General features: G+C 66.6%; 15 protein-coding genes. 11 read left to right on the top strand and 4 right to left on the bottom strand.

What is annotated here, in order from left to right; translation table 11 throughout:
* The first annotated feature begins 326 nt into the window (after window positions 1-326).
* On the top strand, window positions 327-1,019 hold the full coding sequence (locus ACLJEU_RS13470) for a zinc metallopeptidase (protein WP_414664336.1): 693 nt from the start codon (window positions 327-329) through the stop codon (window positions 1,017-1,019).
* Between the two features lie 239 nt (window positions 1,020-1,258).
* Here ACLJEU_RS13470 and ACLJEU_RS13465 read toward each other — a convergent pair whose 3' ends face one another.
* A complete protein-coding gene (locus ACLJEU_RS13465) occupies window positions 1,259-2,074 on the bottom strand; it encodes a M48 family metallopeptidase (RefSeq protein WP_414664335.1) in 816 nt (271 codons plus the stop codon).
* Window positions 2,075-2,355: 281 nt separating this feature from the next.
* Here ACLJEU_RS13465 and ACLJEU_RS13460 point away from each other — a divergent pair, with 281 nt between their 5' ends.
* From ACLJEU_RS13460 to ACLJEU_RS13435, 6 genes are all read left to right on the top strand, one after another.
* Complete coding sequence (locus tag ACLJEU_RS13460) at window positions 2,356-4,065, top strand: tetratricopeptide repeat protein (RefSeq protein ID WP_414664334.1); 1,710 nt, start codon at window positions 2,356-2,358, stop codon at window positions 4,063-4,065.
* 9 nt (window positions 4,066-4,074) lie between these two features.
* Window positions 4,075-4,893, top strand: coding sequence for a hypothetical protein (locus tag ACLJEU_RS13455; RefSeq protein ID WP_414664333.1), 819 nt, complete (start codon window positions 4,075-4,077; stop codon window positions 4,891-4,893).
* Between the two features lie 21 nt (window positions 4,894-4,914).
* Window positions 4,915-6,192, top strand: coding sequence for a hypothetical protein (locus tag ACLJEU_RS13450; protein ID WP_414664332.1), 1,278 nt, complete (start codon window positions 4,915-4,917; stop codon window positions 6,190-6,192).
* Between the two features lie 30 nt (window positions 6,193-6,222).
* Entirely contained in the window at window positions 6,223-7,539 is a 1,317-nt protein-coding gene (locus ACLJEU_RS13445) for an NHL repeat-containing protein (RefSeq protein ID WP_414664331.1), read from the top strand.
* 197 nt (window positions 7,540-7,736) lie between these two features.
* Window positions 7,737-8,105 carry a DUF4870 domain-containing protein gene (locus ACLJEU_RS13440; RefSeq protein ID WP_414664330.1) on the top strand — a complete coding sequence of 123 codons (369 nt, stop codon included), beginning with the start codon at window positions 7,737-7,739 and terminating at the stop codon, window positions 8,103-8,105.
* 283 nt (window positions 8,106-8,388) lie between these two features.
* Window positions 8,389-9,648, top strand: a complete 1,260-nt coding sequence (locus ACLJEU_RS13435; protein ID WP_414664329.1) for a ribosomal eL8 family protein — start codon at window positions 8,389-8,391, stop codon at window positions 9,646-9,648.
* 192 nt (window positions 9,649-9,840) lie between these two features.
* On the opposite strand, the gene ACLJEU_RS13430 is transcribed toward ACLJEU_RS13435, so the two are convergent.
* Together ACLJEU_RS13430 and ACLJEU_RS13425 are read right to left on the bottom strand one after the other, a co-directional pair.
* A complete protein-coding gene (locus ACLJEU_RS13430; protein WP_414664328.1) occupies window positions 9,841-10,959 on the bottom strand; it encodes a sialidase family protein in 1,119 nt (372 codons plus the stop codon).
* A gap of 149 nt (window positions 10,960-11,108) precedes the next feature.
* Window positions 11,109-15,989 (bottom strand): two-component regulator propeller domain-containing protein, encoded by a 4,881-nt coding sequence (locus ACLJEU_RS13425; protein WP_414664327.1) that lies wholly within the window; start codon window positions 15,987-15,989, stop codon window positions 11,109-11,111.
* A gap of 313 nt (window positions 15,990-16,302) precedes the next feature.
* On the opposite strand from ACLJEU_RS13425, the gene ACLJEU_RS13420 reads away from it, so the two are divergent.
* The 3 genes from ACLJEU_RS13420 (at window position 16,303) to ACLJEU_RS13410 (ending at window position 20,243) form a co-directional block, all read left to right on the top strand.
* Window positions 16,303-17,583 carry a kelch repeat-containing protein gene (locus ACLJEU_RS13420; protein WP_414664326.1) on the top strand — a complete coding sequence of 427 codons (1,281 nt, stop codon included), beginning with the start codon at window positions 16,303-16,305 and terminating at the stop codon, window positions 17,581-17,583.
* Window positions 17,584-17,652: 69 nt separating this feature from the next.
* Window positions 17,653-18,582 (top strand): dihydrodipicolinate synthase family protein, encoded by a 930-nt coding sequence (locus ACLJEU_RS13415; RefSeq protein WP_414664325.1) that lies wholly within the window; start codon window positions 17,653-17,655, stop codon window positions 18,580-18,582.
* Window positions 18,583-18,722: 140 nt separating this feature from the next.
* The gene (locus ACLJEU_RS13410) at window positions 18,723-20,243 is read left to right on the top strand and encodes an MFS transporter (RefSeq protein ID WP_414664324.1); all 1,521 of its coding nucleotides are present in this window, start codon (window positions 18,723-18,725) and stop codon (window positions 20,241-20,243) included.
* A 156-nt stretch (window positions 20,244-20,399) separates the two neighbouring features.
* Here ACLJEU_RS13410 and ACLJEU_RS13405 read toward each other — a convergent pair whose 3' ends face one another.
* On the bottom strand, window positions 20,400-21,362 hold the full coding sequence (locus ACLJEU_RS13405) for a sugar phosphate isomerase/epimerase family protein (RefSeq protein ID WP_414664323.1): 963 nt from the start codon (window positions 21,360-21,362) through the stop codon (window positions 20,400-20,402).
* A gap of 211 nt (window positions 21,363-21,573) precedes the next feature.
* On the opposite strand from ACLJEU_RS13405, the gene ACLJEU_RS13400 reads away from it, so the two are divergent.
* Window positions 21,574-22,248 (top strand): TRM11 family methyltransferase, encoded by a 675-nt coding sequence (locus ACLJEU_RS13400; protein ID WP_414664322.1) that lies wholly within the window; start codon window positions 21,574-21,576, stop codon window positions 22,246-22,248.
* Window positions 22,249-22,328: the final 80 nt, after the last annotated feature.

The following is a 22,328-nucleotide window of genomic DNA, read 5'->3' as shown; positions in this document are numbered from 1 at the left end:
GGAACAGCTCCGTTGCCCGCGAATCACGCGAATGGTCCCGAAGGTGAAGAAATTGACGTGAGCTCCCACTCCAAGAGCGACCTCCCTGTCAAGCGCCCGGACTCAATGTGGGCTGATGAAATCGCGGCCGTTGGCGTGATTCGCGGGGGGCTGTCTTGGATGCTGGATAGAGTCAGGCTGGCGGTTGGAACGGAGGGCGTCCGTTTCCAATCGCGCCCTTTACGCTGGCAAATCGCCCGGGATGGATAAGTTCAACCCTGTCCCGGGCCATCCCGGGACCCGACAACCGATCAAACCACAGCCCACATCCTCACATACATCCTCACATGCTTATCTGGATTGTTCTCATCATCGTTCCCATGCTGTTCGGCCTGTATGCGCAGATGAAGATTCGGAGCGCGTATGGGAAGAATGTGCAGATCCTCTCGCGGGGCGGCATCCGGGGCGCTGAAGCGGCCCGGGCTGTCATGCAGTCGGCCGGAATCAACGACATCGAAATCGTCGAGGTTCCGGGTGAGTTGAGCGACCACTTCGATCCCATCAACAAGCGCCTCGCGCTTTCGCAGGACGTCTATCACGGCACGAGCCTCGCGGCGCTGGGCATTGCGGCGCACGAGGCCGGTCACGCGATTCAGCAGAAGGTCGGTTATGCCATGATGGGCGTTCGCCAGACGCTCGCACCGGCCACGCAGATCGCAGCCGGCGTCGCGAACTTCGTGCTCATCGCGGGTATCTTCCTGATCAGCTCGAAGATTGGCGGCACCTTGTTGCTCTTCGGCGCGGTCGCGCTGGGCGTCATCTGTCTCTTCCACCTGGTCACGCTGCCCGTCGAATTCGACGCCAGCCGCCGGGCGAAGGCGCAGTTGGTCAACCTCGGCATCGTCGATCGCGACGAGATGGAAGGCGTCAACCAGACGCTCGATGCCGCGGCGTTGACCTATGTGGCCGCGTTTGTGGCCGCGTTGGGCAGCTTGCTCCACATCCTGCTGCTGCTTTCGGGGCGGCGCAGTGATGACTGAGCGCGGCTCGGCTCAACTCACTACGAGGCGGACTTCGGTCCGCCTTTTTTTGTGTCTGGAACCGATGAAACGAGGGAGTCGTTCCCGTAGAGGTGTGCGTTGTGCACGCCCGGGAAACATGACGGAACGCAGGTCGGGCGCGGACGAGGCGCGCCCCTACCTGGAATCGTTGGTGCGTTAGTGGGCCGCGGAGATAGGCGAGTCCGAGCCATCCCGGCTGCGTCCCGGCCCAACGCCGTTTACTTGATCACAATCGGACCGGTCCGCGCGCCGCTCTTTTCCCGTTCGGCGAGAGCCTTGGGCATCGCGTCCATCAGTTGAATGATGCGCTCCGGGTGCGTCGGATGCGTGGAGAGAAAGGCCGGCTGCACCGGGTCGTTGGCGGATTCGTTTTCCAGCGCTTCCAGCACGCGGACTGCGGCCTGGGGATCGTAGCCGGCGCGGGCCATGTACATGAGGCCGACGTAATCCGCCTCCTTTTCCTTCGCGCGGTCAAAGGCGAAGCCGGAGATTCCGGTGGTCAAACCGTAGACCTGGCTGAGCGCATCGACTGTCAGGCCGGAGGCGCCGCCGGCGAGTCCGCCGATCATGCCGACTGCACCCACCGTGGAAACGGCGAGCTCGCGCGAGAGCTTTTCGTGGACGTGCTTGGCCGTGACGTGGGCGATCTCGTGGGAGATCACGGAGGCGAGTTCGTCATCCGTCTTCGCAATTTTGAACAGTCCGGTAAACACGCCCACTTTGCCGCCGGCCATGGCGAACGCGTTGATCTGCGGGACATCGAAGACCACGAACTCCCAGTCGGCGTCGGGCATGTCCCAGAAAACGACCTTGGAAATCCGCGAGCCGACGCGCTGGAGCTGTTCGATCCGATCCTTGTCGCGGGATACGCGATAGCGCCGCTTCATATCGTCGAACATCGCGATGCTCATCTTCGTCACCTCCTTGTCGTCGACGAGGTTCATGGCCTTGCGACCGGTGACGGGGACTTCGTAGCAGCCAGCGATGAGCAGGGCGGAGAGAGCCAGGAGGAGAGGGCGGGCGGGCACGTTCATGGCGGAGCGGGAAAGGGAGGGGAGGCGCCGGCGGAACAGATAGGTGGGTTGCGAAGTTTGGCAAGTGTCACCACGCGGGCGATGCGACCAAATCGTTACCAAAAAGGTCCGCCGAATTGCGCGATGCCCTTTGCATTTTGGCATGATCCTCGCATTGTCGCTCCACTCAGACTTCACCCCGTTCTGAACGAAGACCAGCCTCGCTCGTCTAACCAAAATCGCCCGTGTGCGTCATTCGTCCCACCGCTCTTCTTTTTTGAAACGTTCGTCCCACCTTCATCATGGCTGAGGAAATCGATCCCAACTCCGGCAAGAAGCGCCGCATCATCCATTGGAACCCCGACGCCGGTCGTGAACAGGTCAGCCGGCGCTGGACGTGGAAACGCATTCTCGGTTGGACTGTCGGCGGCTTCTTCGGACTGCTGCTGGTCGCGGCGGTGGTCATCCGCGGCGCCAAGCTGGTCTTCGGTCCCGAGGTGTTCAGTCCTCGAGTCGCCACCGCCGCCCCGGGTGAAAGCGTGGCCGACGCGAACTCCGCCTTCATCAGTCGCGCCAAGGCGGAGCAGTTGCACGAGATGGTGGCCAAGTCGCTCGGCGAACTCCGCCGCATGCCGGCCGATCACCCGATTCAACTGCAGCAGATGATTCTGATGGAGAAAAACTATCAGCAAAGTCAGCTCCTGCTCGGCGATCATGAATTTTCCAAGGCGTACGTCGTGCTGGAGAGCCTGAACCACGACATCGAGGCGTTCAGCACCAACGTCAAAATCAAGGGCGAGGCCAAGCAGGCCTATGACAAGATTCTGCTGCGCGTGAAGGATCTCGAACTGGCTCGCACGCTCGCTCCCGGCACGCTCGAAGCGGCGTTTGAGGCGGCGGGTGCCGGACGTCAGTTGCTGACCGACGGAAATTTCACGGGCGCCAAGAAGGTGTTCGACGGCGCGTTCGCCGAGTTGAAAAAGGCCGAGCAGGCCATGGCGGATTTCGTCCGCGACAATCTTCTCGCCGGACAAAAAGCCCTCTCGAAGGGTGAAAAGGCCGAGGCGAAGACCGCGTTTCAAGCTGCGCTGGAGAAGGCACCGGGCAACGACGTCGCGACCCAGGGTCTCAAGCGGGCGGAGAACATCGACCGCGTGTACGCATTGCTGCAGCAGGGCGAAAACCTCGAGAAGCAGGCGCAGTACGCCGAGGCCGCCGAGGCCTACAAGAAGGCATTCGCGCTCGATGCGTTTTCCGCCGCCGCTCAGGAAGGCCAGTCGCGCGCGGCCCGGCTCGAAAAGGAAACCAAGTTTGCGACGGCGAAGTCGTCCGCGGACGCCGCGGTGAAGTCCAAGGACTGGCCCAAGGCGATCGCCGAGTTTCAGGCCGCGTTGAAGGTGTATCCGCAGAAAGCCGACGTGCAGGCCGCGTTGAAGTCCGCCCGGGAAAGCGCCCACAAGGAAGCGGTGCAAAAGGCGCTGGCCAAAGGCTTCGCCTACGAGAAGGCCTACCAGTGGCGCGAGGCGCGAGATGCCTATCACGAGACGCTCGAATTGCAGCCTGATCACAGCGAGGCCAAGGAAGGCTACACGCGCGCCGGCACGGTCATTCGCGCGCTGCTGCAGTACGAACGCTACATCGAGGCCGCCGAGCAGCTCGCCAACAAGGCGGAGTTCCAGGCGGCGTTGAAACGCTTCAACGACGCGATGGCGGTGAAGCCTGCCTACCTCGAAGCGGGTGATCGTGTCATGCAGCTCCGCGCGCTGCTGCAGCAGCAGAGCAAGCCGGTTGAGGTCACTTTCAAGTCCGACGGCAACACCTGGGTGGCCATCTCCAACTTTCGCGCGCCGAAGAAAATTGAAAGCGAAGTCATCAAAATGCTTCCGGGTGACTATGACATCGTTGGTCGCCGCAAGGGCTATCGCGACGTCCAGATGCTCCTCCAGGTCCGCAACGGCACCACCCCGCCCACGGTCACGGTTGCGTGCACGGTCTCGGCGGACCGTAGTTAAGCTCTCCCGATGATGAAGTCCTTCTTTCGCCGCGGCGTTTGCACCGCAGCGGTCGTGGCGTTGACGGCGTCCGCCCTACCGGGCGCCGAAACGACCTCGACCCGTTCTTCCAGCTCGACCGTGCCTGCTTCGGCGGCGAATCGGAATTCCACCGCGCGACCGGGCTCGCCCCGGGCGCTGCTCCCCGATCCTGCGCTGCTCGACGGTTCGAGCCAGCCGCCCGAGAAGAAGTCCGAGCACGGCATGATCGGGGATTTTGAACTGCCCGGCGACGAGAACGCCCGCAGCGGCAAGGTCGGCGGTCCGCAGGGTCAACCGCCCGGCGGTGCCGGCGGCGGTCAGCAGAATCAGATGCCGATGGGTTTGCCGCAGGGCGGTGGTGGTGCGCAGGGCCAGCAGGCGCAGCAAGGCGGCCAGCAGGGCGGCGCGCCGTCCGCTCCCGCGGGCGCGCAGCAGGCCGGCGGAGCCCAGGCGGGTGGTCCGCAAAATCCAAATGCGGCCGGTGCACCGGTGGCGGGTGCCGGCGATCCCGGCGGTCAGCCGCAGGGAACTCAAGTCGGCGAGCTCGGCGGCGACGCCGCTGGCCAACCGGCGGGCGGTCCGGCGGGTGGTCCAGGCGAGAAACCGGGTCAGGTGGCCATCGGCGACAAGGCGATGCGCATCGATCCGTCCGCTGGCGCGCAGGCCGGGGTGGTCGGTGCCCAGCAGCAGGTGGCCGGACAAACCCAGCAGCACGAAAAAGGCACGGGCTCGGGCGGCAAAGGGTCGGGCGGTGCCGGCAGCGGCAACCGCGTTGAAAAAGGCCGCGTGATTCCCGCGGGGCTCTGATCACTCATCCAGCTCGCCCCGGTGAAACCCCTTCGCTTCTCCCTCCTCGCTCTCTTTCTCGCCGTGACGCTCCCGCTCGTGCGGGCGGTCACCGTCATCTATCCCGTCGATGCGATCGAGGATCTGATGAATCTGCCGGCGGATGAATTCCGCCAGAAATATTCCGGCATCAACGTCACCGGCCTCGGTCCCAGCGACGAAGGCTGGTACGTGCGTTATCGTCACGAAAACCTGACCTGCCTCTTCGGTCCGCTGGCCGAGCGCGAGGATGCGCGCAAGCGCAAGTGGGACATGGAGACGGTGCGCGATGCCGCCATTCGCAACCGCGCCACGCTCGCGAGCAGCCAGGTGGATTTCGTGCGTTTCACGTTCTCCGGCGTTTTCGGCAAACGCGGTGACGGCGGTGGCGGTGGCGCGGGCGGCACCGAGGGTATGGGACGCATTTCCGCCGATGGAAAGAGCGGCCCGGACGGCGATCTCGATGGCGATGGCATTCCAAACGCCAAGGACGACGACATGGACGGCGATGGGATTCCGAACGGCCAGGATCCCGACATTGACGGTGACGGGATTCCGAACGCGCAGGACGATTACGGCTTTGGCTCGATGGACTCCAAGATCCGCGGCACGTCCTCGGCGGGTGGCGACGGCCGCAACGGTCCCGACGGCGATCTGGACGGCGACGGCATTCCCAATTCCAAGGACGACGACATGGACGGCGACGGGATCCCGAACTCCCTCGATCCCGATATTGATGGTGACGGCATCCCCAACGCCGAGGACAAGGACCCTTATGGCAACGGCAGCGGTGACGGTGACGGCAAGGGTGGAAAAGGCGGCAAGGGCGGCTCTGGCGAAGGTGGCGACGGCGAGAGCGGCGCCATTGCCGATCGCAGTTCCAAGGGCGGCAAAGGCGGCAAGGGTGGCAAAAGCGGCGGCCAGGGCGGCGAAGGTGGCGAGGGAGGAGAGGGTGGCGAAGGCGGTCAGGGCGGGAGCCAAGGCGGCCAGAAACAGGTCGCTTCCAACCAGCGTGGCAGTCGCGCCGGCCAACAGGGAGGCCAGGGCGGCTCTTCCGGCCAGTCCGGAGGCCAATCCGGTCAATCAGGTCAATCCGGCCAGTCGGGCCAGCAAAGCGGTGGCCAGCAAGGTGGCGGTCAGCAGAGCGGCGGGCAGTCCGGCGGCGGCGGTGCCGGTGGACAACCCGGTGGCGGCGGTGGCCCACCGAGTGGCGGCAGTGGTGGCGGCGGGAATCCGCTGCAACTTGTCTCCGCGTTGCTGCGTGCAATTCTCGGCCTCTGACCCGCGGTTCGTCCGCGCGTGGGCAATCGCGTGATCACCCGGCGCGCAACGTTTCTACTCGGGCTGGCGGGTCTGCTCGGCGGTGTTGCGTCCGGTATGGCGGCGGAATCCTCCGCCACGCAAGCGATGCAGCTGGCGCGCGATGCCACCGCTGCCGCCGAAAAAGGCGATCAGCCGGGTTATCTCGCGAAGATGGAAGCGGCCGTCGCGTTGCGGCCGGATTTTCCCCGCATGCTCGTGAATCTGGCCGCGGCTCAACTGGCCAACGATCGCGCCGACGACGCTCTGGCCACGCTGGAGCGACTCGCGCGGCTCGGGTTGAGTTCGCCGGTGGAAAAATCGGAGGACTTCGCCGCGCTCCGGGCGAGGCCGGAGTTCAAGGCGGTGGTTAAGAAAATCACCGCGAATACGTATCCCAAGGGCGCGGGCGAAATCGCGTTTTCCCTGCGCGATGTCACCGGGCTGATTGAGGGGATCGCGTGGCGGGCCAAGACCGGCGAGTTCTATTTCGGCGATGTCAACGCCCGCGCCGTCTGGGTGCGCGGCAAGGACGGCGCGCTGCGGCGGCTCACGCCTGAGGGCGACACGTTGTACGGCGTCTTCGGCCTGGCGATCGACGAGGCGGCGGGAACGCTGTGGGCGGCGACGTCGGCCGTGGCGGCGATGCGCGGCTTCACTCCCGACATGGACGGCACCGCCGCGCTCGCGGAAATTGATTTGGACAGTGGCGCAGTGCGGCGAACGATTCCTGTGGTGCGACGCGCCGGCGACCAACAATCCCATGTGCTCGGGGATCTCGCGCTCGCGCCGGATGGGAGCGTGTACGTCACTGACAGCGGCGGTCCGACGCTCTGGCGGCTGGCGCCGGGCGGCAGTGCGCTCGAAGCCGTGGTGGAGAGCGACGAGTTTCTTTCGCTGCAAGGCATCGCGTTGCTGCCGGACGGCGTCGTCATCCTGGCCGACCACGCCAACGGTCTGCTCCGGGTCGATCTCGCCAGCAGGAACGTGCGCCGGCTCGAGTCGCCACCGGATACGTCGCTGATTGGGGTGGATGGACTCGCGCTCACCCCGCAGGGGCAGATTCTCGCGATTCAAAACGGACTCCGGCCCAGTCGCGTGCTGCGCATCGACCTCGAAGGGGCGGCGGAAAGTATCGCGGCCGTGACCGTGCTTGAGTCGGGCCACATCACGATGGCGGCGCCGTCGCTGGGCTGCATCGCGACGGACGATGATTTTTTCTATGTGGGCAACGCCGGGTGGACGCGTTTCGAGAACACCGACGCTGCCGCGTCGGCGCCGCGCAGCGTGCCGGTGTTTCGGACAAAGTTGCCGAAGCCGAAGAAGTAGGCCCGCGCGGTGTCGCGCACGTCGCGACGCGCATGACGCGAGCTGGGCCGTTCGGCCCCGGGCCGGCCGGCCACTGGCAGGATCGAGGGCGTTTCGTTAGGATGTTGTCGTGAAGCGGGAGCGCAGGCGTCCCGGCGAACACCAGCATTGAATTACCATTTCGGCGGTCATAGCATCCGAGTCCTCCCTTCAACCACATGAGCAACGAACCTGTCAGTGCCCCGGCCAGCGCCGTCGGCGAAGATAAAACCATCGCCATCCTGAGCTACCTCACGCTCATCGGCTTCATTGTCGCGATCATCATGCACAGCTCGAAGAAAACGAGTTTGGGCGCGTTTCATCTGCGGCAGTCACTGGGGCTGATCCTGACGTCGCTCGCGGTGATGATCGCCGCCATGATTGTCGCCTTCATTCCGTTCGTCGGCTGGATCGTCAGCCTGTGCGCGTGGATCGGGCTTTTCGTCCTGTGGGTCATGGGACTCATCGCCGCGATCAACGGAGAGAAGAAACCGTTGCCGGTGCTGGGTGAACAATTCCAGCAGTGGTTTGGCTCGGCCTTCGTCTGACCTGAGGTCACCGGCACTCGCGCCCCGGCAAGAGGCGCGAGCAAAATAATTCCGCCTCGCGACTGACGCGGGGCGGGCTTCGACGGGTGGCGAATGCAGCGCGTTCCCATCCGCCGGAGGTCGGCGCGGCTTGTCCCGCGCTGACGGAAAGGCGTGCGTTCCGTCGCGCGCTGGCGAACGGCACGTGGCCGGTTTCGCTGCATCGCCCCGTGCACGCGGGGTGGAACGGAGTATTCGGCAACAACCGCTGTCGCGGGCTGCCGCTGCTTTTCCTGTTGTCGTCATGTCCAATCGTTCCCGTCGAAATCTCGTCCTAGTCGTTCTGCTGCTTGTTGCCGTGCTGGCGCTGCTGCTCGTTTTCGGCCGCTGCTCGCGACCGGCCCGTCCGTTGGTGTCAGCGCCGGTGCAAAGCGTCCCGCCTGCCGCCGCGACCGCGCCGGTGGCCCCGACCGTTGCTGCGCCGCGTGTGGACGAACGGCTCTCGGCCGCCACGCTCGCGATCCCTGAGCAGGTCGATGCAGGGATGGAGTTTCGCGCGGCGTGGACCGGGCCGGACAACGCCGGCGACTATCTCACGATCGTGCGGCCGGACGCGGCCTCGGGCACCTACGAAAATTATCGCGAGACGCATCACGGTTCACCCCTGACGCTGGTGGCCCCGATGGAATCCGGCGCGTGGGAAGTGCGCTACGTCACGGTGCGATCGAAGACCGTGCTGGCGCGGGCCGCCTTGGTGGTGCGGCCCGTGGGCGCGACAATTACGGCCCCGGAAGCCGCTGTTCTCGGTACCGCCGTGACGGTCACCTGGTCCGGGCCCAACAACCCCGGCGACTATGTTTGCATCGTGCCGCACGGCGCGCCGGACGCCGCCGTGGGCAACTATGCGGAGACCGCCAGGGGCTCGCCGTTGTCGGTCAACGCTCCGGTCGTGCCAGGGCCGGCGGAGATTCGTTATGTCAGCGGTCAGGGAAGAAAGATCCTCGGCGGGCGCGCGTTGGTGATCGTCGCGCCGGAGATGTCACTTGAAGCCGCGACCGAGGTCGTCGCCGGCACCAAGTTTTCCGTCACCTGGCGGGGCCCGAAGAATCCGGGCGACTACATCACCGTCGTGCCGAAGGGCACGCCCGACGGGCAGTATCGAAATTATACGGACACGGCCAAGGGTTCGCCGCTTGAGATCACCGCGCTGATCGACGCCGGCCCGGCCGAGCTGCGCTACATGACCGGAACGGGCGCACGCGTGCTGGCCCGCCGGCCGATTCAGATCGTAGCCGCGGCCATCACCCTCGACGCGCCCGCGCAGGCGGTCACCGGCGCCACGGTGATCGTGCAGTGGACGGGGCCGGGCAACCCGGGCGATTACCTTACGCTCGTGCCCAAGACGTCTCCGGATGGCCAATACGCCAGCTACGCCGATCTGACCAAGGGAACGCCGGTGAAACTCACGGCGCCCAAGAGCGCCGGCGTCGCCGAGGTGCGCTACATGAGCGGGCAGGGTGCAAAGGTCCTCGCGCGGCGCGAACTCACAATCGTCGGACCGTAAGCGGAGTCCACGTCACGTCGCTCGTCACCCGGAGCGCAGGTGTCCCGCCGGCAGCGACTCCATGGCGGCCGGAGGCCGGCGTTCCCGTTGTAACCTCAGGGCACCGTGCGCGCCGGGCCGCCGCGCGGGCTCATGCTCGGACGGGCGTCGGAACCCGCGCGTGGCATGATTCTGGATACGGCGCCAGCGGCGTCACTTCACGCTGAGGCGCGCGAACGTGATCAACTCATAGGCGCGTTTCTCGCCGCGTTCGTAGAGGCAGCCGACTTCCGTCGCTCCCAGCGCGACAAGGCTCGAGTAGGCGGAGGGACCGCGGTGCAGTTCGGCGAGTTCTCGCCACGTGCGGCCATCGTCGGCGCTGACGCGCACGGTCAGCTGCACGCGCGTGGTGGCGGCGGGATTGGAGAACACCAGCACGCGTGCGGCCTCGTGCCGGATCAGGCTCGCCTGGCACACGGGTTCGATGAGTGGCGTGGCGTCGACGGGCGGCGTCCAGGTCAGTCCGCCGTCCGTGCTCGTCGCCTGGGCGCGGACGTTGCGGCGGTAATTTGAACGCATGTTCATGAGCAGCGTGCCGCGGCCGTCGAAGAGCTCAGCGACCTGGCACTCGTTGACCTTGGGCCGGATGACGCCGCCGAGCTGCCAGGTTTTTCCGTGATCGTCGGAGTGAATCGTGTGCGAGCCGGAGAGATGCGTCTTGGTCTCGGCGTCGTCGTAGTTGTGGTCGCACGGAATCACGAGCCGGCCGGCGTGCGGACCGTCCTTGATCTGAATGCCCACGCCGGGGCCGGTGGCGTACCACGTCCAGGCCGGATTTTTCGTCGTTGCAGTGATCTCGATCGGCGCCGCCCAGGTGGCGCCGTGATCCTCGGAATGCGTGAGCCAGACGGTGCGCGTGCCTTTGGCGGTGCGGGCCGCGATCTCGCGCTCGCGGTCGGTGCCGAGATTGTGCGTCAGCAGGAGCCACAGCGTGCCGGTCGACTCGTCGAGCACGGGACACGGATTGCCGCAGGTGTTCGCCGCATCATCCCACACGACCTGAGCGGCGCTCCAGGTGCGGCCACCGTCACGGGAGCGTTTTTGCAGGAGATCGATGTCACCGCTGTCGCCGCCCGCGCTCTTGCGCCCTTCGCAGAACGCGAGCAGGTCGCCGTTCTTCGCCTGAATCACGGCGGGAATGCGGTACGTGTTGTAGCCGTCGCGACCCGACACAAACACGTCGACCTGTTCGGGCGTGGTGGCGGCGAACACGGTCGCAGCGAAAGTGGTCAACACGGAGGCAAGGGCGAAGCGCAGGGGAGACAGGGTCATGATGGGAGGGCGGGGCTGACGAAGTTCACGCGGCGGGCCGCATGGCGGAATCGACGCGGGTGAAAGGGGAGCTGCGCGGGTGGGGTGCAGGCAAGGCGCGGCGAGTGGTGGCAAATTGGCACCAGTTGGGGCGCCGCCTCGACGTCACGCTACCCGGCAAGACTCGAATCCACCGGCGGCACCGAGCCGGCGTTCGATGCGGTCTTGAGCAGCCGGGCGATGATCGGCAGCAGGTCCTGCGGCGTGTTGGGCTTCTCGACGATCTCACGCACCCCGACCTTGCGCGCCGCGGCGGCCTCGCCGCGACGGAGGTAGCCGGACGTCAGGATGACGGGGAGGGTCGGCCGGATGCGCAGGAGTTCGCCCGCGAGATCGAGACCCGACATCTCCGGCATCGAAAGATCGGATACGACCAGTTGGAAGGCCAGCGGGTCGTCGCGGAACAACGCGAGCGCCTGCCGCGGTCGCATGCAGGTGGTGATGGCGTAGCCCGCGCGGCTGAAGACGCGGTCGGCGACCAGCACGAGCGCCTCCTCGTCGTCGACGAACAGGATGCGCTCGCCTTTGCCCACCTGGGGCGGCGCAGCCGGCGGGCGGACCGGAACCGGTGCGCTCGGCGCGGTGGCCGTGGAAGCGGGGAAGTAAAGTTCGAAGAGGCTGCCCGCGCCCACGGTGCTGGTGACCTTGATGGCGCCGCCATTGGCGCGGAGGATGCCGTGGACGACGGAGAGGCCGAGGCCCGTGCCTTCGCCAGGCGGCTTGGTGGTGAAGAACGGATCGAAGATGCGCGGCATCACCGCCGCCGGGATGCCCTTGCCGGTGTCGCTCACCGCGAGGCGCACATAACGGCCGGGTTTGAGCTCGGGCGGCGTGTCGCTCCGGCCGCTCGCCATCGTCCGGACGTCGAGCGCGAACGTGATCCGGCCCTGCGCACTCTCGATGGCCTGCCACGCGTTCGTGCCGAGATTGAGCAGCATCTGGTGCAGCTCGGTGCTGTCGATTTCGACCAGCGGAAGATCGGCGGCGGACGTGATCGTGAGTTCCACGCCGGCGGGTATGGTCGAGCGCAGCAATTTGACGACCTCCTCCACCACGAGGCGCGGCGCGGTGAGCTGGCGCTTGTTCTCGTGCGGCTGGCTGAAGGCGAGGATGCGGCGCACGAGATCGCGGGCACGCTGGCCGGACAACTTGATCTTCTCGAGGGAGTCGCGGGTGAGCTTGTCGGGATCGGACTCGACGAGGGCGAGTTCAACGTTGCCGAGAATGGCGGTCAGGATGTTGTTGAAATCGTGGGCGATGCCGCCGGCGAGCGTGCCGATGGCCTCCAGCTTCTGCGACTGGCGCAGCTGCTCCTCGAGCTTGGCCCGCTCGAGCTCCGCGAGACGGCGGCTCGTGATGTCGGCCGTCACGCCGATGATCCGCAGCGGCGCGGTGGCGTCGGCGCGTTGCTGGCGGTGTCCTTTCAACTCGAGCCAGCGTTCGCGGCCGTCGGGCAGAATCAACCGGTGGGTGTAGTCGAGATCCGGCGCGCGGCCGTCGAGCAGCGCGTTGAGCCGGTAGCGAAGTTCGGTGGCCGCGGGTTCCGCGGCACGCGCGGCGAGATTTTCCACCGGACCCGACAGCGCGCCACGGAGGTAGCCGTAGACATCCTCGGCCTCGGGCGAGGCGAGGACGGAACGCGTGTCCACGTCAATCTCCCATGATCCCATGCGCGCCGTCTGCATCGCGAGCCGGAGCCGCTCCTCGTTCTTCCGCAGCGAGGCCTCGACGTTCATGCGGGCGATCGCGGCGCCGCAATGATCGGCGAGCGTCTGCAGCTGCTGCAGATCCGGCGGCTGGTAGCGGTGCACGGTGTAGCTCTGCACCGACACGATGCCGATCACGCGCGTCTCCCAGAGCACCGGGGCGTGCATCATGGAGCGGCTCCGGCGGCGCTCGTTGCCCCACGGTTCGAACGCGTCCGCGAACGACTGGTCCTGGGGACCGTCGCGGTTCACCAGCAGCGGCGTGCCCTGCAGGACGGGACGCATCTGCGCGCTCAGCGTGTGAATGTTTGAGGGCACCTCGCGCGGGCGGTTGTCGCCTTCGGCCGTGTCCTCCATGTAGGCCCCGAACGTCACCGCGCCACGCGGATCGAGCAGGACGAGGAAGAACGCATCATGCGAAAACAGCGTGCGGCACGCCGCCGCCACCGTGGCACCCAGCGACCTGGGTTCGAGCGCCGCGGTCAACGAGGCCGCCAGGCCGCGCAGGGCGTCCTGCACCATCGAGTGCCGCTTCGCCGCGGAAATGTCGCGCGCGATCATGGACGTGAAGTCGAGCCGGCCGTCCGGCGCGCGGTGCGCCAGGATCACCTGCGACACGGGAATTTCATGGCCGTCGCGATGCAGCAACGCGGACTCGCCCGACCACGTGCCGTCCCGCATCGCGGCCGGCAGCGCCACGCGCGTGAGCTGTTCGCGCGCCCACTCCGGCAGCACGGTCGCCATCGACGTCGCCCGCACGTCGGCCGCGGTCGGCAGTCCGATCAATGATCGGCCGGCGCGATTGACGTACACCAGGCTTTCCTCGGCATCGGTGAACGCGACGAAGTCGCTGGTGTTTTCGAGCACGAGACCGAGCCGGACCTGGGCCGAGGCCAGCCGGCGTTCGCGTTCGAGTTTATCGCGCGCCACGCGCGTGCGGCTCTCCGCGGCAAACCACGCCGCACTGCCCACGAGCCCCACGAGGCCGAACGCGACGAGGCCGCGAAACCAGCCGGTCTGCCAGTAGAACGGAGCGATCTCGAAAGTGAGCTTGGCGCCCGCGAGGTTCCACACGCCGTCGCTGCCCGCGGCTTGAATCTGGAGCGTGTGACGCCCGGCGGGGAGCTCGAGGAAGCTGACGACGTTTTCCCGCTCCATATCCTGCCAGTCCTCGGCGTCGCCGAGGCGGACGCGAAAGTGCTGCTTGCGTGGGGCAATGAAATCGAAGGCGGCATAACTGATGCGAATCATCCGGCTGCCCGCAGGCAGGACCGGCGCGGGGCTCGTCTCGGAGAGCGCGATTTCGATCGGCTGGCGGGCGCCGTCCGGCACGAAGCTGATCGATTCCACCATCACCTTGGGCGGAAGATCGTTCAATGTGATCGTGGCGGGATCCACCATCGCCGCACCTCGGATCAGTGCAAACCACAGCCGGCCGGCGGCGTCGCGTGCGACCGTGGGTTGCGTGCCGGTGGGAAAATCAAGTTCGCGCAGGCCGTCGTCCTGATCGAACACCTTCAGCTCGGGTTGCACCCGGCGGTCTTCCGCCGCGCTGCGGAGTTCGTCCGGATCCGCGCGCACGATCTTGCGGCCGGCACCGAACCACAAATGGCCCTGCCGGTCCTGCGTCAGCGCCGCGATGCTGGTGCCCGGCAGGCCGCGCTCGGGATCGAAGCGAAACAGTCGGCCGCCGTCAAAAACCGCGAGCCCGTGCCCGCTGGTGCCAATCCAGATCCGATCCCGGGTGTCCACGACTAGCGTGGAGACGCGCCAGTCGGCCGGCAGGCGGACCACCGGCTCCGCGGCCAGCCCGGTCGGGCCGTAGCCAAAGATCACGTGGCGTCGCGCCAGCAGAACCGTGCCCTCGCGCCGCTCGGCAAACAGCGTCGGCCGCCACGGGCCGGCTTCCGTTCCAAGATCGACTGCAGTGAACGTGTCGCCGGAGCGGAACGCCACCCGGTGATCGCCGCCGACCCAGAGGCGCTGCCGCGAATCCTCGAAAAGCGAAGTGATCGTTTCCGTGCGGCCGAAGATCTCGACGGCGGCGGGAGTGAGCGTGTCGCCCTCGAGCTGCCGGAGTCCCTGACCGAAGGTCCCGACCCAAGTCCGTTCGTCCTGCGTCTGCAGCACGGAACGGAAATAAGCGGTGGGCGCGTCGCGCAGTTCGACGCGCTTCACGGCCGTGCCGCCGTCGAAGGTCCAGAGGCCGTCACCGGAGGCGCTGAGCAGAACGTCACCGCTCTTGAGCGGCGCGAGGGTGGTCGTTTCGCGATCGCCGATGCCTTCCTTTTCGCCCACATGGCGGAAACGCACGGGACGGAAACGCGAGAATCCGCCGACGCCGCTGCCGATCCAGATGCTGCCATGGCCGTCGACGTGCACCACGCGCGTGCCGCCGGAATGGGGCAGGCCGTCCGCCTTGAGAAACTGTTTCACGGTCCCGTCGGGCTGGATGCGATACGCGCCGGCATCAACCGACGGCAGCCATAGTGCGCCTGAGGCGTCTTCGGTGAGCCGCCAGAAAATACCCACGCGGCGCGAGAGCCGCACGCGCGAGGTGACCGCCCCGTCCTGGAGCCGCAACACCTCGTCCGTGCAGATCACGACGGCGTTGCCGGCGCGATCCTGACCGGTGCCGAGGACGCGCGAGGCGAGAGTGGAGTCGGGCTCGATGGGTACCCACTCGCGATCGACCAGCCGTCCGACAAAGCCGCTGCGTACGACATAAAGCTGGTTGGACCGATCGTAGGCACACAATGATCCGCCGGCGCCGGGCGGGGTGGGCAGCGGCCGGAACACGTCCTGGTCCAGGCGATACACCCGGCCGCCGAAACGCGTGAGCACGAGATTGCCGTTGGCGTCCTCGGCGTAGCTGCGGACATAATCGCCCGCGTCGTCCCAGCCTTCGTCCGCACGCCATTTTTTCCACACGGGTCCGTCGTTCATCACGAGCCCTTCCGCCGTGCTGAACCACACGCGACCGCGGCTGTCGCGATACATGTTGATGATCACGATCGAACTCAGGCCCGGCATCGCGGCCGGCGCCCACGGCTTGAATTCCGATCCGTTGAAACGCACCAGCCCGCGAAACGTGCCGAGCCACAGATAACCCTCCGGCGACGTCACGATCCCCGAACACGAATTCTCGGGGAACCCTTCCTCGAGTCCCCAGATTTCCGCGTGGTACTCGCTTTGAAACGGCACGGGCAACGGCCGGCCCGGCGCGCGCGCGATCGCGAGCAGCGCCACGATCGTCAGGAGGCTCCACCGCAGCGTGAGACTCACCCTCGCCGCGAGCCGGGAGCAGTAATGACGGAGTGGGCGTCCGGATGGGATGGAAACGTGGGAGGCAAATACCATCGCGCTGAGATCGAGCGGGCGACTGAGGTGGTTCCCACGGGAAATGCGGGAGCGGACCGGGTCAACGTTTTCCCTTCGCCGATCGTCCGCGAGAGGCGGCGCGGCACCACCGCGCAGGGCTTGGCCCGGACGCCCACCGCGTCTGCGTTCGTCCCATTCGCGCGCGCGGCGGATTTCGCCCGTTGCCATGATCGCGATTGCGCCCGCGCGGCGTCCGTCTGTTTCTTTTCCGGCCGCCATGCTCGCCCCCCTGCGACTTTTCCGCCGCTTGCGTCTGCCGCGATTCGCTCTGATCGCGTGCGCGTGTTTCCAGCTGGGGCCCAGCCCCGGTGGCAGCGACGTGTGCGCCGCGGTCGCGGGTCTCGCCTGGCAGGAGTTTCCCGCGCTGCCGCCGTCCGCCGGACAATCGCGCCAGCCGGGCGTGGCCAGTCCATTTGTCGGGACCCACGGCCCGGTGCTGCTCGTGGCGGGCGGCGCCAATTTTCCCGGCAAGATGCCGTGGGACGGCGGCGCCAAGGTGTGGTGGGACGACATCTGGGTGCTTGAGCGCTCCGATGAACACACGGTGGCGTGGGTCAGCGGCAAGGCGTGGAAACTCCCGCGCCGGATCGGCTACGGCATCAGTGTGAGCACGCCCGACGGCGTCGTGTGCGTGGGCGGCAGCGACGCCGAGCGCTGTTATGCCGATGTGTTTCTCCTCTCGTGGGACGCCACCAGCCGGGACGTCCGGCGCGCATCGCTGCCCGCCTTGCCGGAGCCGCTGGCCAACATGGCCGGCGCGCTCGTGGGCCAGACCCTGTTCGTGGCCGGGGGCCAGCACACCATGAAGGGTGCGGTGGCTTCGACGGTATTTTGGTCACTCGATTTGGCACAGCGCCACACACCGGCCGCATTCAAATGGAGCAAGCTGCCGACCTGGCCGGGACCCGCGCGCGTGCTGCCGGTCGCTGCCGCGCAGGGCGAGCCGGGGCGCGAACGCTTTTACCTGTTCGGCGGTCGGCTGCCGCAGCCGGGCCGACCGACGCAACTGCTCACCGACGCGTATGCGTACGATCCCCGGACCCGGACATGGCAAACGCTGGCACCGGTCGGTGGCGGACGCGGCGTCAGTGTGATGGCGGGCACGGCCGTCGCCGTCGGCACGGACGAAATTCTCCTGTTCGGTGGCGATCGCGGGGATCGTTTCGTCGAACTCGAGGGCCATGACTTGGCGGTTGAGGAGTTGCGCGCACAGTTGACCACGCTGCCGGAGTCCGGCCGGCCAGCGATCGAGCGGGCGATGGCACAACGGCTCGCGGCGAAACGGGTGCTCTACGAAAATCACCCCGGCTTCGGCCTCGAGGTGTTTTCCTACGATGTGGCGCGCGAGGCGTGGCGCGTGGTCGATCGATCGCCGGTTCCGCCGCAGGTCACCACGCTCGCCGTCACGTGGGGGCGCGACATCGTGATTCCCAGCGGCGAAATCCGCCCGGGCGTGCGCACCCCGGCCATCGTGCGCATCCGGCCGCAGGCAAGATAGCCGCGGCCTGTACGTCTACAATCCCACGCTCAATCCCTCCTTGCCCAAGACGAATCCCTTTCGTTCACCATGACTCCCTTCACGGCCGACCAAATTCGCGGCAACTGGGCCACGTTGTTGCTGCCGATTCAGGCGGATGACGCGATCGACTTCGGGCTGCTCGGCGAGGAGATCGAGCACTTCATCGCGGCACGGATGAACGGAATTTATTCGAACGGCACCGCGGGTGAATTTCACACGCAGACGGAAGCGGAGTTCGATCGTGTCAACGCCTTGCTCGCGGCGAAATGCGAGCGGGCCGCGATGCCGTTTCAGATCGGCGCGAGCCATACCAGCGCGCAGATCGCCCGCGAGCGCGTCCGGCGTGCGAAGACGCTGCGGCCGGTGGCGTTTCAGGTGACGCTCCCGGATTGGTTTCCACCGGCGCTGCCGGAGGTGATCGCGTTTCTCGAAACCATGGCGGCCGAGGCGGCGCCGATTCCGCTCATTGTTTATAATCCGCCTCACGCGAAGCGTCGGCTGACGCCGGAAGAGTGGGCGAGCGTCGCGGACGCGGTTCCGGGCGTCATCGGCATGAAGGTCGCCGGTGGTGACGACGCGTGGTATGCCGCGATGGCCCCGTTGCTGGCCCGGTTGTCGGTGTTCATTCCCGGGCACACCTTGCCCGAAGGACTGGCCCGCGGCGCGCGTGGTGCGTATTCGAACGTCGCCTGCCTCAGTCCCGCGGGCGCCCGACGCTGGTACGACCTGTGCCTGACCGACCTACCGGCGGCGCGGGCGCTCGGCGAACGCATCAGCGCGTTCTGGCTGGGCAACATTTCGCCGCTGATTCGGCGCGACGGTCTGTCGCCGATGGCCGCCGACAAGACCGCGGCAGTGGCGGGCGGCTGGCTTCCCGAACTGACGACCCGCGTGCGCTGGCCGTATCGAAGCGTGGCGGCCGACACCGCCGTGCGCATTGGGATCATTGCCCGCGCGGAGCTCCCGGAACTGTTTTGAGACGGGGCCAAACTGCGGCGCCTGTGGTGGACGCGATTCACTACGTCAACGTACGATTCGCGTTTTTTGCCTCGGGAAAATGTGCGAAAGACGCAATCGCCGCTTGAAAAACGAACCGAATCCCCGGCACGATGGCCGACATGACTCCCACTGCCCCGGGTGGATCAGGCATGAATCGCACGGCCTGGTTAATCTGTATCATCGCGTCGATCGGCTTTGCCTTCGACATCTACGAGCTGCTGATGCTGCCGCTCATCATCAAGCCGGCCATCGCGGCGCTCAGTGGTCCGCTGGTGGAGGCGCTCGTGACCGGCGGGATGGAACGCGCCCGCGCCGTGGCGCTGTGGTCGCCCGGTGGCGAGGAGTACGTGAAATGGGCGCGCACGCTCTTCTTCGTACCCGCGCTTGCCGGCGGTGTCTTCGGCCTGCTCGGCGGCTACCTGACCGACCTGCTGGGCCGGCGCCGCGTGCTGACGTTCAGCATTCTGCTCTATGCCTTCGCCGCGTGCGCCGCGGGTTTTGCGACGTCGCTGCAGCAGCTCTTGTTCTTCCGCTGCCTGGTGTTCATCGGCGTGTGCGTGGAGTTTGTCGCCGCTGTCGCGTGGCTCGCGGAAATTTTCACCGAGCCGAAGCAGCGCGAAAAGGTGCTCGGTTACACGCAGGCGTTTTCCTCGTTCGGCGGCCTGCTGGTGGCCGGCGCGAACATCCTCGCGGCGAAATGGGCGTTGAGCCTGCCGGCGATTGCCGGTGGCCATGAGGCCTGGCGGTATACGTTGATCTCCGGCGTGCTGCCCGCGTTGCCGCTGATCTTGATCCGGCCGTTCCTGCCGGAGTCGCCCGAGTGGCAGAAGAAACGCGAGGCCGGCACGCTGAAGCGTCCGAGCATCGCGGCGCTCTTTGCGCCCGAACTGCGCCGCACGACCGTGCTGACCACGCTCGTGTTTGCCGCCAGCTACGGCATCGCGTTCGGCGCGATCCAACAGCTGCCGCAGATTATCGGCGCGCAACGCGTCGGCACGCCCACGGAGGCCGGCCACGTGGCCGTCCTCGCGATCGCCAAGGAAAAGGGCAAGGAGGCCATGTCCGCCGCGAAAGCCGCCAACCAACCCGACGCCGTCGCGCAGCGCGCGATGCGGCAGGCCGCCGGCAATGCGAGTGATCAAACGGTCGCAGGCGTCACGCTCTGGCAGGAGATCGGCGGCCTGCTCGGCCGGTTTCTGCTCGCGGTACTCGCGGTGGTCATCATCAGCCGGCGCGCGTTGCTCCGGATTTTTCAAATCCCCGCGTTGTTTTTCGTCCCCCTGTTTTTCTGGTGGCTCTCCGGCCAGCTCGCGAATGCCGACAGCCTCGGCCTGATCAAGATCGGCATCTTTGTGGCCGGTGTGCTGACGGTGTCGCAGTTCAGCTTCTGGGGAAATTACATCCCGCTTGTCTTCCCTGTGCATCTCCGCGGCACGGGCGAGAGCTTTGCGGCCAACATCGGCGGACGTGTGCTCGGGACGGCGGCGGCGTGGTTCACGTTGACGCTCTCCGCCTCGGACAAACCTGATCCTGCGCGTGTCGCATTGATTGGTGCCTGTGTCGCCGGCGTGTACGCGCTCGTCGGCGCGGTGCTCACGCAATTCCTGCCGGAACCGAAGCCGGAAGGGTTGAAAGAGTAAGGAGCGGTCGGCGGACTATCGCTCCCCCCGCCGAAGGCATGATTTGGACCGCGACCGCCCCCGGTCGCTTGGGATCGAAAGCGACCGAGGGCGGTCGCGGTCCCAGGGGCGGCCCTTTCAATTTTAGGGGCGCGGCCCTTAAGTCCGGCGTCCCGTTCACGCCAGCGCGTCGCGGCAATACTGAATCGCCCGTGCCAGTTCCTTCATGCGGTCGGAATCGGCGGGCACCGGGTACTCGAATTCAATCGTGGCCTGGATCGGCCAGCGGTTGTCGCGGATCAGGCGCAGGATCTCGACGATCGGCGTGTCGCCCTGGCCGAACGGCAGGTTCGGGCCGTTCTCGCGCTTGCGATCCTTCACGTGCACGTGCGTGACGCGTGCGTGGTGTTTCTGCAGGAACGCGGCGGGCGAAACGTTGTTGCCCGCGACGAAGTGGCCGAGATCGACGTTGGCGCCGTTGTACTTCGCGAAGGAGAACGCCGTCTCCCAATGCGCCGGCGTCGTGGTGGCGTGGCCGTGATAACCGACCATCAGCTGGTGCTTGTCGGCGAACTGGCCGACGCGCTTCAGGTCCTCGTCGTTCTTCGAAATCTCCGTGGAAATCGCCCGCACCCCGAGCGCCTTCGCCATCGTGAAACTGTAGTCGAGGATGTCGTCGGTCATCTCGAAGATCTTGTCGACCTTCAGAATCTCGATGAGCACGCCGGCGTCATCGTACATCTTCCGGAAATCCTTCACGCGCTCCATCGGCGCGGCCTTGCGCCACTGGCGCAGCTTCTCGGCGTTGCCATCCGGCGCGGCACCTTTCTTGGCTCCGGCCTGGGTCGCTACGAGAATCGCGGGCAGGCCCAGAAACGCCTCGACCGGCTGCGCGCGCAACTCGACCGCGCTGAGATTCAGCGCCACGCAGTTCTTGAGAATGTCCTCCCCGCTCATTGTCGGGTTCTTGAAACTGTAAGGGACATTCAGTCCGATCCGAACGCCACGGACCGTGGAATTGGGTTTTCCGCCGGCCTTGGCGGAGGCGGCCGGCAGCGAATTCGCAAGCGATAGAAAGCTCGCGGCGGGGAGGGCGCTGAGAGCAAGTTTGGGAAACTCACGACGGGTAGTGGGCAACATGGCGTGACCTTGGCCGACAGCGTGAACCGCTTCACGCTTTTTCTGGCCCGCCCGCGTCGGCCGCGCCAGTGCCCCCGCAATGTGCAACAGCCTGACCCCTTCCAGAAGGGGTCAGGCTGTTGCGTGTTGCGCATTCGGCTCGGAGGCATTTTCGGGCGGACTGATCCGCCCTTGGAACCTTCGGCGTCCGCTGTACGCTGCCGGCTTTTGCATGACCTCACCGGAAATTCAACTCCCCGCGCCCGCGCGCGACGTGCACTGCGCCGAGGCGCTCGCGTGGATGAAGGCGCGCGGTCGCATCGCCGGCGCGTGTGCGGTCACGTCGCTCCCGGATGTCTCGGAAGTGTCGCTCGCGCTGCCGGCGTGGCGGACGTGGTTCCTGACCACGGTGGCGCTCGTGGTGGAGGCGGTGCCGGACGAAAGCGCGGCGCTGTTTTTTCAGTCCGACATCAAGCGCGACGGCGCCTGGGTCGACAAGGGGGCGCTCGTCGTGCGCGCCGCCGAGGACGCCGGCGCGCGCGTGCTGTTTCACAAGATTGTCTGCCGCCGTCCGCCCGGCCTGCTGACCTTCGGACGCCCGGGATTCACGCATCTGATCGCGGTGTCGCGCGCGCTGAAATGCCCCGACGTCCTGCCGATTCCCGATGTCATTGTGGATGCGGGCCGCCTGCCCTGGGTCCGTGCGATGGGCGTGCGGGCCGCGGGACACGCCGTGCGTTTCGCGCGCGACCAGGTTGGGGCGACGACGATTTTCGATCCGTTCTGCGGCGTCGGCACGGTGCTCGCCGTCGCCAACACCCTGGGGGTCGCGGCGCTCGGCGTGGAGCTCTCGCGCAAGCGCTGCGAGCAGGCACGGACGCTGACGGTGAGCGCGGACGAGGTGTGAGCGTCGCCGGGTGGCGAAGGAGGAGTTGAAAGTTGAGGTGCGGCCGTTGAACGTTTCGGTGCCACGCGCGCGCTCGCGTG

Source organism: Terrisphaera buseokensis (genome assembly GCF_047521145.2).
Taxonomy (GTDB): Bacteria; Verrucomicrobiota; Verrucomicrobiia; order Opitutales; family Opitutaceae; genus ER46.
This window is presented reverse-complemented; position numbering and strand designations above follow the sequence as displayed.